The organism is Streptomyces sp. YIM 98790 (assembly GCF_011421595.1).
In the GTDB taxonomy this organism is placed as follows: domain Bacteria; phylum Actinomycetota; class Actinomycetes; order Streptomycetales; family Streptomycetaceae; genus Streptomyces.
This window is the reverse complement of sequence record NZ_WTLH01000165.1, coordinates 1-12,909: the sequence shown is the minus strand read 5'-3', so window position 1 is coordinate 12,909 and position 12,909 is coordinate 1. Positions and strand designations below refer to the sequence as shown.

Here is a 12,909-nt window from a genome sequence, read left to right as displayed (position 1 = left end):
GGCGGATCGCACGGAGCCCGCCCGCTGCCGCCGGCCGGGCGGGCCGGCCGGGCACGCCGGGGCGGGGCGGCGCGGCGCGGACGCTGACAGAAACGCGGCAGAAGCGGCGGCATTCCGGCGGCCGGGTGACGCCGCGCCACTAGCATGACGCCCATGCATCTTTTCCCCCGCCTGATCGTGCCCGACCCGGACCAGGCTTCGGCGTTCTACCAGGACGCGCTCGGCGCCGAGCAAGTGTTCCGCGCCCCGCCCATCGAGGACGGCCGCCCCAGCGTCGTCGACCACCGCATCGGGGACTCCTTCTTCAGGGTCTCGCCGGCCGTCTCCGAGTGGGGCTGGCTGGCCCCCGGCGACCTGGGAGGTTCCGCCGTCCTCGTCGAGGTCGAGGCCGAGGACCCGGACGCGGTCGGGGAGAGCATGGCGGCCCGGGGCGCCGAGGTCGTCGTGCCGATCGAGAACCGCCCCTACGGCAAGCGCTCGGGCCGCATCCGTGACCCGTTCGGCCACCTGTGGATCCTCACCGGCGAACTGCGCTGAACCGGCCGGGGTTCCCGGTCACGCCGCCTGGCTGCCCGACGGCCACGGGTGCAGCCGGTACCCGAAGCCCTGCGCACTCCGCTTGATGCCCCTCTTGATCGCCACCGGCAGGGTCAGGTCCCGCATGGTCCGCTCCCACCAGTGCCGCGGCGTCATCACGGCGCCCATGCGCTGAGCCTGCTTCATCATCTCGGCCACGCGGGCGCGGCGGTCGGCCTGGAAGGCGGTGAAGGCCGCGGTCACATCGGGCTCCCGCCGCATCGCGGCGGTGAGCTCGTAGGCGTCCTCCAGGGCGAGCGTCGCCCCCACCCCCAGATGCGGCTGGATGGCGTGCGCGGCGTCCCCGATCACCATGGCCGTTCCCCGGTGCCAGCGTTCCAGGGCCGGCACCTCGTACACCGGCCAGCGCCACACCGGCCCCACGGAGGCGTTGATGATCTCACCGATCACCGCCGGGTCGGGGCGGTGCCGCTCGACCAGGGCGCCCACCCACTCGGCGTCGGTGATCTGCGCCAGCTGGGCGAACGTCCGCTCCTCCTGCTCGTGGTGGTTCTCGAACCACAGGATCTTCCCGGGGCTGATCACCTGGTAGCCGAAGAAGCCCCGAAGCCCGAAGGTCATGTGGAACAGGCCGTCCACCGTGAAGCGGTCGGAGACCTCCGACAGGCCGCCGGACCCCACCACCCCCGCGTAGGCGGCCTGCGGGGCCTGCGGCAGCAGGTGGCGGCGGACCTCGGAATGCACCCCGTCGCAGCCTGCCACGATGTCGGCCTCGGCGGCCGAACCGTCGGCGAAGGACAGCTCCCAGGTGCCGTCGGGCCGCTCGGCCAGTGATTGCAGCCGCTTTTCGGTCTTCAGCTCCACACCGTCGGCCACGGCCGCCTCCCGCAGGGCCGCGCTGAGTTCGCCGCGCATGATGTTGGTGGTGGTCTCCGGGTTGTCGGCCAGCCAGCGGCCCTTGTGGTTGCGGAAGCTGATGCCCGTGCAGACCGTTCCGCTCCCCAGCACCTTGTTCGCGATTCCCAGCTGTTCCAGGACGGCACGCCCGAGCGGCGCCAGATTGAAGAACGAGCCCACGTCCTGGACCCGCCTGGTATAGGCCTCGTAGAGGGTCACGTCGAATCCCGAGCGGGCGAGTCCGACCGCCAGTGTCGGCCCGGCCACCCCTCCTCCGACCACGGCCACCTTCCGGCCGGTCCTGGAGCCAGTCATGTCAAACCCCTTTCCGCGGAACGCCTCAGAAACGGTGGAAACGCCATCACAGTAGAAAGCCGCACCTTCTCCGGCCGGACTGATGTCGGGAATCTTTCGCACCGCCCGGGAAATGCCTCCGGCCGGGCGGGAACAAGGAATTGCGCGCTCCTCGTTCCCGTCGGCCGGACGCGCGACCGGATGTCCGGCAGCGGCGGTTCCGGGAGGCGGCCCGGAACCGCCGGGCGCCTGCCGCAGTTCAGGGAGCGGGCTTGATGTTCACGTTCCGGTGGAAGAAATTGTCCGGGTCGTAGACCGCCTTCAGCTTCGTCAGGCGGGTGTAGTTCCTGCCGTACGCCTCGCCGACCCGCTCGGCGGCGTCGGTGCCGAGATGGTTCGCGTACACGCCCTCGGTGGTGTACGGCAGCAGTTCGGCGTAGACCCGCTCCGTCCACGCCACGGCCTCCTCGTCCATGGCCGGGTCCGTCCAGGAGGGGAGAATGCTCGTCAGGTAGCCGTCACGGTGCGGGAACGGCGTCGCCTCCGGCCCGACCTTCAGCATCGCTCCGCCCATCTGGGCACCGCCGACCAGGCTGCGCTCCGAGGGAGTGCTGAGGAAGCCGTCGGCCAGCACCTGCATCGCCTCCGCCCTGAGCGACGGCAGGAGGAACGAGCGCGGGTAGTACCGGTGGCCCGCGACGGTGTTCTCGTCCAGCAGCCGCTGCACCGCCACGTACGGCATGACCCCGCAGTGGTCCAGCAGCAGGTTCGTGCCGAGGCCGCGCATCTGGTCGATCAGCCCGTCCACCGTGTCGTCCGGCGCCGCGTGGCAGAAGCCCAGGCCGACGGCCGGCTCGCCGTTCGGGGCGACCAGGAAGGCGAACGACGTGGTCAGCGCATCGGGAGCGGACTGGTTGAATTCGTCGATGCGGCGCGTCACCTCCACCGTCTGGCCGATGGGGAAGCCCAGGATTCCGGCCGCGCAGGGCCCCTGCGGGTAGAGCTTGAACTCGAAGCTGGTGGCGATGCCGAAGTTGCCCCCGCCGCCGCGGATCGCCCAGAACAGGTCGGCGTCGTCGTCCTCGCTCGCCCGCACCAGTTCCCCGTTGGCCAGCACCACATCGGCGGAGACGAGGTTGTCGACCAGCAGCCCCCGGTAGCGGGCCAGCCAGCCCAGGCCGCCGCCGAGCGTCACACCCCCGATCCCGATGTAGGACTCCTGCGAGCCGGTGACGGCCAGGCCGAAGCTCTGTGTCTCCGCGTCCACGTCGCCCTGCACCAGCCCCGGCTGCACCACCATGCGGCGGCGCCGGGGGTCGACCCGGATGCCGCGCAGGTTGGAGGTGTCCAGCAGCAGGCCGCCCTCGGTGGTGCCCGTGCCGGCGAAGCAGTGCCCGCCGCCCTTGACGGCCAGCTCGATCTCGTTCTCACGGGCGAAGTTCACGGTCCTGATGACGTCCGACGCGCCGTCCACCCGCACGATCGCACCCGGGCTCTTCTGGAAGTACCCGTTCCAGATCAGCCTGCGCTCGTCGTAGGTCGGATCGCTCGGGGTGATGATCTCGCCGCGAATCGAGCCGCGCAGCTGCTCCAGCGCGGTCCCCTTGACGGGGTTTCCGGCTGCGTTGACGAGTGCCACGTCAGTCCTCCTCGATCGAAAGGGGTGTGGGAAGCGGGGGGCGCAGCGGACCGGTCACGTTCCCGCGTCCGATGCCGGTAACGTAGCCGCTGGCGCGCGGGCGCCGGCCGGCCGTGAAAGAGTGCCGACAGGGCCCGCCCGCGGTCACCGGGGGGCCCACGCGGCGGTGCGTCCGGCGATCCAGTCGACGACGGCGCGTTCGCTGTCGTTGCGCAGATAGAAGTGGCCGCCGGGGAAGCACCGGACCTCGAACGGGCCGGTGGTGACGGCCTGCCACGCCTCGGCGTCCTCCCGGCCGACCTCGGGGTCGCGGTCGCCGAAGCAGGCGGTGACCGGGATGTCCAGGTCGGTGCCCCGCCCGGCCCGGTAGGTCTCGATCAGCCGGTAGTCGGCGCGGATCGTCGGCAGCACCATGGCCCTGAGTTCGGGCATCTCCAGCAGGCGGGCGTCCGTGCCGCCCATGCCGCAGACGTCGGCCCACATGCGGTCGTCGTCCAGGTGCTTGCCGGCGGGACGCTGGCGCGCCGGGCCGGGGCGCCCGGAGACGATGAGACGCCCGGGCCGCGGTCCGTCCCGGGCGGCGAGCCGGCGGGCCACCTCGTGGGCCACGGAGGCGCCCATGCTGTGCCCGAACAGCCAGAGCGGCTTGCCGGAGAGCTCCCCCAGCGCCTCGGCGAGCGCGTCGGCGAGCTCCTCCATGGCTGGGCACGGTTCCTCGTCCCTGCGGTCCTCACGCCCCGGGTACTGCACGGCCACGGGCTCGATGTGCCCGGGAAGGGCACGGGCGAGCGGCCGGTAGAAGCTGGCCGCGCCGCCGGCGTGGGGAAGGAACACCAGCCGCAGGGCGGCGCCGGGACGCGGGGAGAAAGCCCGCAGCCAGGCGTTGAGAACCACCGTCATGACGCCCCGCCTTCATCTGTGCTGCCGGTTGCCGTCCTGGTGCGGGCCCCGCGCCCCCGGGCCGGCGGGTGCCGTGCCCGTCAGTTCCTCCGCGCTGATCAGTTCCGGCGGGCCGGGCCGGTGCATGCGCACCGGCCCGCAGGCCTCGGTGACCGCCATGGCCAGCCGGGTGAGGGCGAGGTGACGCTGCACGTGGGCGTCGGAGGGGGCGCCGTTCGCCGCCTCCTGCCACAGTGCGGTCATCGCCCGCGCGGTGGCCTGCGGCCACAGCTCCCGGAGCACCTCGCGGTAGGAGGGGCCCTCCGCCGGGCCGATGCACTGCACGCTCGGCACCCGCAGGTGCGCGGCGGTGGAGTCGGCGAGCCGGACCAGGTCCTTCATGTCGTCGGGCATGTGCGGGCGCATGCTCCACTGCACCGGCCCATGGGTGTTGACCAGCGTCAGATGCCCGCCCTCGTAGCCGATGGTGATCCGGTGCAGCATGTGGCTGTAGTTGTCCGGGGCCGAGGCCACCAGCTCGTTCTGCAGCCGCAGGGTCAGCGGCACGCCCGCGAACCGCCCGCTCAGGCTGCGGTACGGCGGCGGTGTGCCGCCGGCGGCCGGCTCCTCGATCACTCCGTGGATGCCGAGGGGCCGGATCGGGCCGAGGGCCTCGCCGAGGATGTCGAAGACCGTGAAGAGGACCTGGAAGGCGCAGGTGACGTCGATGAACAGGGGCCGCTGGCGGGTGCCGAGCCCGCGGGCGCACTCCAGGAAGCGCCGCACGGGCTCGACATGGGGGTAGTGGGTGTTCATCCGGAACACCGCCCCGTGCGTGCGGGCCGTGCGCAGGCACGCCACCAGCTCGTCCGGGTGCAGCGGGTGTTCCTGCAGGACGGGCAGGCCGCGCCGCATCAGCTCCTGCGCGAGCTCCGGCCCCCGGCCGCCGGTCATCAGCCCGCCGACGGCCACGCAGGCCATGTCGATGTCGTCGGGCACCTGGCCGGTGCCGGTCCACAACGGCACGGCGTAGTGCTCGGCGCAGGCCCTGCTGCGGGCGCTGCCGTTCGCCAGGATGCCCGCGAGCTCGAACGGGAAGTCCCGCCGCTCGAACGCGGCCAGGTAGGCGCGCCCGAAGCCGGTCCCGGCCACCACGACCCGCGGCGCCCCGGACCCGGACCGGCCCGCGGACCGGGCGCCGGCCGTCACAGCACTCCCTCCTCCGTTCCGAGGCGGCCCAGCACCGGCCGCTCAAGGACCTCCAGGGACGTGACCTCGGGGGTCTCGCGCAGGGCCCGGACCACGGCCGCGGAATCCAGTGCGGAGGCGGCGAAGTGGATTCCCGGCCCGATCCGGCCGTCCAGCACGTCCAGCGCGGCCAGCGCGCTCGTCAGTCCGGTCAGGGCGTAGGTGTCACGGGCGCGCAGCACCAGGCTGCGGGTGGCCGGCCGGCCCCGGTGGCCGCCGGTGAGCTCGAAGAGCATGAGCTGGAAGGGCTCCTTGCCGAACAGGTCCAGGGCCGCCGCCCGGGTCAGCTCCGCGGCGGCCGCCGCCACGTCGGACTCGCCGCGCATGGCTCCCTGGAGCCTGCTCAGGCAGTTCATCATGTGTGCGCCGCCCTCGAAGACGTTGAACCAGTCGACCTCGGCCAGCCCGGTCTCCTCCGCCATGCCGCGGGTCTCGTAACTGAGGTACGGATAGGCGTCGAGCCGCCGGCCGGCGTAGGGCAGCTCGATGCCGGTGCGCGGCTCCAGCTCGCGTTCCACCCGGATGCCGCCGCGGATCGCGGCCTGCGCATCGCCGTAGGAGCCGCCCAGGCTGAGCAGGTAGTCCGCCGCCCCGGCCGGGGTGAGCCGGTCCATGGTCCCCACATACGCCGTCAGCGCCCGCGGGTCCGTCATGGACCGGGCCAGGTGCCGGGGCAGCAGCCCGGTGAGACCCGGCTGCATGCCCGCGGTGAGCACGGCGGTGCGGGTGTACGTGCCCGGCCGGTGCAGGGCCTCGAACGCCGGCTCGTCCCCGCCCGGGTCGACGTAGTCGGCGCCGGACGCCATGGCCGCCCACGCCACCCGGTCCACCACCAGGTACGACGGGCCGGCGCAGTTGAGCACCAGGCGGGCACCGTGGCAGAAGCCGGCGAGGGAGCGGCCGTCGTGCAGGTCGACCGGCCGGGCCTCCCCCTTGAGACCGAGGCTGTCGAGCAGCGCCGCCGCGCGTGCCTCGTCCCGTCCCCCGATCCGCACCGTCGCGCCGGGCCGGCGCTCGGCGACGGCCCGCAGGGCGGCGGCCCCGACGGCTCCGTAGCCGCCGAGCACCGCGATGTCGACGTCCTTCACAGCTCCTCCTCGGGCAGGTCGATCTGGCCACGGGTGAGCGGGTCGCAGCAGGTGAAGTGGCTCCCGGGGATCTGCTCGAGGTCCAGGCGGCCGACGCAGATGTCCTGCCAGTAGGCGCGCATGTCGGCCGCCATCGTCGGCCAGACGGGGGATTCCTCGCTGTGCACGAGGAGCCGGACATCACCGGTGTAGATGCCCGGCTCGTGCGTCGCCGCCGCGTTGAACAGCGCACGGGTGCCCTGCAGCATGTCCGCGATGTCCTGCGCCGGCCATCCGAAGTGCGCGCCGATCGCCTCCGCGCGGGCCCCGGCGGGGCGTGCGGCGAGTGCGGCGGCGGCCGTCGCCACCGACCGCAGCTCGGCCTCCGGGTGGCCGGCGAACCGGTCCAGCGCTCCGGCGGGGATCTCCCCCTCGGGCGCCAGCTCCTGCAGGACCCGGCCGAGCGGGGCGAGGGCGGGGTATCCCAGGTCCGCGGGGTCGGCGCCCGCCCCGACCAGGAAGAGTGCTTCGTAGACGACCTCGTCGTGGACGGCGGCCGGGAACGGGAAGGAACTGATCACGGTCAGTCCGCAGACCGGGATGCCGAGCTCGGTGAGCTGCTGGGCGGTCGCCAGCGCCGGCAAGCCGCCGCCGCGCGCGCCGATCAGGTGGAACGGTCCCGGGCTCAGGGTGCGGATCTCCTGCACGATCTCCTGGGCCAGGTCGTCGATCCGGAGCGTGTCCCCCACCGCGAGGGAGGGCACCTGCACCACGGGATCGCGCTCGCCCAGTTCCGCGGCCATCCGCTCGAAGCTCTCCCCGAACCCGTCGTTGAACAGCACGTGCACGGGATTGCCGGTCGCCTCGGTGGCCCCCGTGAACAGGCAGGCGGGCCGGCCGGCCGTCTCCTCCTCCTCGGGTGCCCGGCCGTCGTCGAGGAACGCCGCGACCTCGCGTACCGACGCCCCGTTGAGCAGTTCCCGGAGCAGTTCGTCGAACAGGACGCCGGTGGCCTCGGGGACGCTCTCCCGCAGCAGGGTGACCGCCTGCGCGGCCAGCAGGGAGTCGCCGCCGAGGGCGTAGAAGTTCATGTCCGGGCTGACGTCGTGCATGTGCAGCACCTCGGCGTAGACCCGGGCGATGGCCTGCATCAGTGCGGTGGACTCCGGCTGCCCGGCCGCGCCGTCCCGGGCCGGCTCCGGGTCCCGCTGCCCGGCCCATTCGGCGAGGACCGCACGGTCGACCTTCCCGTTGCCGGTCAGCGGCATCGCGTCCAGCACGTGGAACTGCGACGGGATCATCTCCGGCGGGAGCCGGGTGCCGAGCCGGCGGGCGAGGTCCTCGGTGTCGATCGCCGCGCGGTCCCGCTTGAAGCGGGCGGCGAAGACGTGCATGCCGATGCCGGCCAGTTCGTCCGACGGGCCGGGCAGGCAGTAGACGATGTCCGCTCCGGCCTCGGTGAGGAGGTCGTGCCACTGCGGCCGGGCGATGAAGGTCTGGTCCCGGCCGTGCCGGACGTCCCGGAAGTCGCCGGCGGTGGCGTCGAACAGGAACTCCATCGAGGTCAGGATCTGGTAGTTGTCCCGGGTGGTCTCGATGAACACCAGCCATCCCCCGGGCGCCAGGGCCTCGCGTATCCGGCGCAGCACCGCCCGGGCGTCCTTGGCGTAGTGCATGACGTTCCCGCACAGGACCAGGTCGACCGAGTTGGGCCGCACGCCCTGCTCGCGGAACGGCTCGTTGAAATCGAACCGCGCATAGTCCACCCAGGGGTGGCCGCCGAACCGCTCGGCGGCCTTGTTCAGGAAGAACTGGGAGACATCGGTGAAGGAGTAGCGGACGTTCCGGCCCTCCAGCGCGGGGATGGTGTCCGCGCTGGTGCCGCCCACCCCGGCCCCGATCTCCAGCACCTTCAGCGGGGCACGCCCGTGGTGCCGCCGCGCCACACCGGCCACCGTGCTCGTCGCCAGCCGGTTGAGGTAGCGGGAGAGGAAGCCCTCCCTGTAGGCGGCTTCCTGGATGCTCAGGTCCCCCTCGGGGAAGAGCAGCTGCAGCGGGTCCTGCTCGTCCCGCATGAGCTCCGGCAGATGCTCGGCGGCGGTCCGGAAGTACCTGACGAGCTCCGGGCGGTCGTGCGCCCCGGGCATCAGCCGTTCCACCTCCGCCCAGGTCCGGGCCACGTCGTCGGGCGTGATCAGGCGGGCGCAGGCGTAGCCGTCCTGGTGCGCGGTCAGGTAGCCGTGCTCGGTGCAGGCGGCCAGCCAGCGCCGCACCAGACGTTCGTGCCGGGGTGCCACCCGGGCGGTCCGCATGATCTCCGCCGTGCCGTGCCTCGCCTCGGCGGTGGGCCACAGACCCGAGCGGCGCAGGACGTCGACCATGCAGTGCAGGGCGGCCTCGTCGAGCACGTCCGCGAACTCGACGACCTTGGCGACGTCGACGCTCCGGCGGATCTCGTCACCGGCCGCGATCACGTCCGCCACCAGACCGTCGTCCTCCTCGCGGGCCGGGGGGACGACCGCGGCGCTCTCCACGAAGGCGACCAGCCGGCGGTCGTTGCGCTCACCCTGCGTCGTCACAGCCGCGGCGGCGACCTGCGGATCGGCGGCCAGCGCGGCCTCGACCTCGGCCGGCTCCACCCGGTGGCCACGGATCTTGACCTGCCGGTCCTCGCGGCCGAGGAACTCGATCGCCCCGTCGGGCAGGTAGCGGCCCAGATCGCCGGTGCGGTAGGCCCGTTCGCCGGAGGGCAGTTCGATGAAGGACCGCGCGGTCTTCTCCGGGTCGCCGACGTACCCCTTGGCCAGGCCGGCGCCGGAGATGTACAGGCCGCCGGCGACCAGGTCGGGCCGCGGCCGCAGCGCGCCGTCGAGCACGTGGAAGCGCTGGTTCTCCAGCGGCTTCCCGTAGGGGATGCTGGTCCACGCGGGATCGACCCGGCCGATCGGGTGGACGATCGACCAGATCGCCGCCTCGGTCGCCCCGCCGAGAGCGGCCAGCTCCACCGACGGCAGATGCAGGCGGATCGCGTCGGGCAGGGTCACCGGTATCCAGTCGCCCGACATCATGACCAGCCGCACGCTGCTCCGGTCGGTGGCCGCACCGCGCCAGTAGTCCTCCAGCAGCGTCATCTGCGCGGGCACGGTGTTGAGCACGGTCACCCCGTGCTCGGCGATGAGGCCGGACCAGTGGGACGGGTCGGCGCGCCGGTCCGCCTCGGGCAGCACCAGGGTGCCGCCGCGCCCGAGCACGCCGAAGATGTCGAACACCGACAGGTCGAAGGCGAGGCTGGACAGGCCGAGCGCAACGTCGTCCGCGGTGAGGGCGAAGCGGCGGCAGACGTCGTCCAGGGTGTTCACGGCCGCCTCGTGGCTGACCTCGACCCCCTTCGGAGTCCCGGTGGAGCCGGAGGTGAAGATGACGTAGGCGCTGTCCTGCGGTGATCGCTGCGGGGCGGCCGGCGGGCCGGCGGCGTCGGCGAGCGTGTCGACATCGATGCGGGCGCACCCCTGCGGCACGGTCACCGGGTTCGCGGAGTGGCCGAGCACCACGCCGGCTTCCGCGTCGGCCAGGATCTGCCGGCGGCGGGCCTCCGGATGGCCGGCCTCGACCGGCACGTAGACGCCGCCCGCCAGCAGGGTTCCGATCGCGGCGGCGACCTGGTGCCGGCCCTTGTCCATCACGATGCCCACCCGGTCACCGGGGCGGTGGCCGGCCTCACGGAGTGCCTCCGCCACCGCGGCCGCCCGGGCCAGCAGATCCCCGTAGCTGATCCGGGCTCCGCCGTCCACGACGGCCACGTCGCCGGGACGGGCCAGCGCGTGCTCGACCAGCGCGTCGGTCAGCAGGGCCTTGCTCAGCGGCCGCGCCGTGTCGTTGGCCTCGGCACGCCGCGCGAGCTGGGCCGGGGGCAGCGTCACCGGATCGCCGGTCCAGGCCGCGTCGTCCTCGGCCAGCTTGCGCAGCAGCGTCCCGAACCCGGCGAACATGTCGTCGAGCACGGCAGGGGGGATCACGTCGTCGCGGGTGTCCCAGTTCACCAGGAGACCGCCGTCGGCCTCGATCGCCTGGCAGTCCAGCCACGCCTGGGGGGTCTGGCTGATGCCGTGCCGGATCGGGGTGCGCATCGGGCCCGCCGGCTCCAGGGCGTCGGAGAGCCCGATCGCGCTGGTGAAGACCACGGGCATCAGGACGCTCTGCTGCCCGCGCCGCCGGCTCAGCTCGCGCAGCACCTCCACCCCGGAGAACAAGCGGTGGTCCAGGTCCTCGAACAACTGCTCACTGAGGATCTTGGTGCGGCCCAGGAAGTCGTCGGCCGCCGTGGTGTCGACGGCCAGCAGCTCGACCGAGGTGAAGTCCCCGACGACGGCGTTCACGTCCGGGTGCAGCGGCAGCCGGCTGAGCACCGTGACGTCGAGGGTGAAGCGCGGATGGCGGCTCCAGCGTCCGAGGATCTCCGCGTACGCGGCCATGACCACGTTCGACGCGGACAGGTGGTGGGCTCCGGCGCGGCGCCGCAGCGCCGCCCAGGTGCCGGCGTCGAGCCGCATCTCCCGCCGGGTGAAGCGCGCGGGCCCGTAGCGGCTGGGCTTGTCCACCATCGGAAGCTCGGGCGCGGCCGGAAGGCTGTCCAGGCGCTCCGCCCAGTACGCCCGGTCGCGCTCGTAGGCCGGTCCCTGCCGCACCTGGCGCNGCCCAGGTGCCGGCGTCGAGCCGCATCTCCCGCCGGGTGAAGCGCGCGGGCCCGTAGCGGCTGGGCTTGTCCACCATCGGAAGCTCGGGCGCGGCCGGAAGGCTGTCCAGGCGCTCCGCCCAGTACGCCCGGTCGCGCTCGTAGGCCGGTCCCTGCCGCACCTGGCGCTCCGCCCGCAGATAGTCGCGGAAGCTGAGGGCCGGAGCGGGCAGCTGTGCCCCGGGGTTCTCGTAGAAGGCGCCGAGCTCGTCCAGCAGCCGGTAGATGCTCACATAGTCCGCGATCAGGAAGTCGATGGAGAAGTGCAGCACCGCCCGGTCGGCGAGCTCGGTGACCGCGATGCTGTACAGCGGGCACTCGGTCACCTCCTTCACCTCGTGGGACAGCCGTCGCCGGGTCTCCTCCAGCCGTGCCTCGCCGTCGGCCGCGGACAGGGCGCGCGCGTCCGTCCAGTCGATCACCGGGGGCGGCGGGTCCCGCAGGACGCGCTGGAAGCCGTCGTAGTCCAGGACGGTGCGCAGCATGTCGTGCCGGTCCACCACCGCCGACCAGGCCCGCCGGAGGCGGTCGCGGTCCAGCGACGGGAACTCCAGCTCGCCGTAGGCGTGACAGGACACCGAGCCGTACGCGAAGGCGTCGCGCCGGCCGAGCAGATAGGCGGACTGCACGTCGGTCAGCGGGAACGGCTCGAAGCGCGCCCCGGGGTCGGGCCGCACGGTGAGGCCGTCGCGCTCGCGCAGCGCCCGGAGCACGTCGTCGCGCCGGCTGACGATCAGGTCACGACGCTCCGGCGTCATGGCCCCCTCCGGGCCGCGGAAACGCACTCTGCCGTCGTCCTCCCACAGATGGAGGCCGGCCCGGGCAAGCTCTGCGATGATCTCGCCGGCAGTCACAGAACACCTTCTTCCAGTCGGACGGGCGCGTCGCGGTCTTCGGTCCCCAGGGTCAGCTCGTCGATGAGGGCGGCCACCTGGGGGAGCGTGGGACGGTCGAACAGTTGCCGCAGGGTGAGCTCGACGCCGAAGCGCTGGACGATGCGCTGCGCCACGCGCGTGGCGATCAGGCTGTTGCCGCCGAGTTCGAAGAACCCGGCGTCACGGGAGACCTCGGCGACCTCCAGCAGTTCCCGCCAGATCTCGGCCACGGCACGCTCCGTCGCGCTCTGCGGAGCGGTGTGCGGACCGGTGTGCGTTCCGGCCGGTCCGGCGGCAGCGGCGGTCCCGGTACGGGCCAGGGCGGCCCGGTCGACCTTGCCGTTCGCGGTGAGCGGCATCTCGTCCAGGACCTGGACGAGTTCGGGGACCATGTAGCCGGGCACCACCTCGGCCAGGCCGGCACGTACGCGCTCCGGTTCCAGAGCGGTGCCGGCCACGGCCGCGACGAGGCGCCTGGCCCGCCCGGTCCCCTCTGCCCGGGCCACCGCGTGGGCGACGCCCGGCAGCTCCCGGAGCCGGGTCTCGATCTCGCCGAGTTCGATGCGGTGTCCGCGGATCTTGACCTGGTGGTCGGTGCGGCCGAGGAACTCCAGGGTGCCATCGGGGTGGTAACGCCCCAGATCACCGGTGCGGTACCAGCGTTCGCCGTCCACGGTGACAAAGGAGGCCGCCGTGCGCTCGGGATCACCACGATAGCCCCGGGCCAGACCCGCCCCACCG

At 73.0% G+C, this 12,909-nt stretch carries 8 protein-coding genes and 1 pseudogene; 1 reads left to right on the top strand and 8 read right to left on the bottom strand.

All coding sequences use genetic code 11. The annotated features are described in order from the left end of the window. The first annotated feature begins 153 nt into the window (after positions 1-153). Positions 154-537 (top strand): VOC family protein, encoded by a 384-nt coding sequence (locus GQS09_RS22175; protein ID WP_207958132.1) that lies wholly within the window; start codon positions 154-156, stop codon positions 535-537. A gap of 18 nt (positions 538-555) precedes the next feature. Here GQS09_RS22175 and GQS09_RS22170 read toward each other — a convergent pair whose 3' ends face one another. From GQS09_RS22170 to GQS09_RS22140, 8 genes and pseudogenes are all read right to left on the bottom strand, one after another. Then, positions 556-1,749 (bottom strand): NAD(P)/FAD-dependent oxidoreductase, encoded by a 1,194-nt coding sequence (locus GQS09_RS22170; RefSeq protein WP_165989002.1) that lies wholly within the window; start codon positions 1,747-1,749, stop codon positions 556-558. A 238-nt stretch (positions 1,750-1,987) separates the two neighbouring features. Next, positions 1,988-3,367: an FAD-binding oxidoreductase gene (locus tag GQS09_RS22165; protein WP_165989000.1), complete on the bottom strand. Its 1,380-nt coding sequence runs from the start codon at positions 3,365-3,367 to the stop codon at positions 1,988-1,990. A 144-nt stretch (positions 3,368-3,511) separates the two neighbouring features. Further along, positions 3,512-4,267 carry a thioesterase II family protein gene (locus tag GQS09_RS22160; RefSeq protein WP_165988998.1) on the bottom strand — a complete coding sequence of 252 codons (756 nt, stop codon included), beginning with the start codon at positions 4,265-4,267 and terminating at the stop codon, positions 3,512-3,514. A 12-nt stretch (positions 4,268-4,279) separates the two neighbouring features. Beyond that, positions 4,280-5,455 carry a Gfo/Idh/MocA family oxidoreductase gene (locus GQS09_RS22155; RefSeq protein WP_165988997.1) on the bottom strand — a complete coding sequence of 392 codons (1,176 nt, stop codon included), beginning with the start codon at positions 5,453-5,455 and terminating at the stop codon, positions 4,280-4,282. Continuing rightward, the gene (locus GQS09_RS22150) at positions 5,452-6,582 is read right to left on the bottom strand and encodes a saccharopine dehydrogenase NADP-binding domain-containing protein (RefSeq protein WP_165988995.1); all 1,131 of its coding nucleotides are present in this window, start codon (positions 6,580-6,582) and stop codon (positions 5,452-5,454) included. Before GQS09_RS22150 ends, GQS09_RS22155 begins: the two co-directional genes overlap by 4 nt. After that, positions 6,579-11,246: a non-ribosomal peptide synthetase gene (locus GQS09_RS29820; RefSeq protein ID WP_313896275.1), complete on the bottom strand. Its 4,668-nt coding sequence runs from the start codon at positions 11,244-11,246 to the stop codon at positions 6,579-6,581. The genes GQS09_RS22150 and GQS09_RS29820 overlap by 4 nt, the downstream gene beginning before the upstream one ends. Before the next feature lie 235 nt (positions 11,247-11,481). Then, positions 11,482-12,078, bottom strand: a pseudogene (locus GQS09_RS29815) (condensation domain-containing protein); the annotation flags it as partial. A gap of 65 nt (positions 12,079-12,143) precedes the next feature. After that, positions 12,144-12,909: phosphopantetheine-binding protein (locus GQS09_RS22140; RefSeq protein ID WP_165988992.1), on the bottom strand; the 766-nt coding region annotated here is incomplete at its 5' end.

Bases quoted from the DNA above. Each gene is read 5' to 3' on its own strand.
- GQS09_RS22170 (WP_165989002.1), bottom strand. From the start codon at position 1,749: ATGACTGGCTCCAGGACCGGCCGGAAGGTGGCCGTGGTCGGAGGAGGG.
- GQS09_RS22160 (WP_165988998.1), bottom strand. From the start codon at position 4,267: ATGACGGTGGTTCTCAACGCCTGGCTGCGGGCTTTCTCCCCGCGTCCC.
- GQS09_RS22175 (WP_207958132.1), top strand. From the start codon at position 154: ATGCATCTTTTCCCCCGCCTGATCGTGCCCGACCCGGACCAGGCTTCG.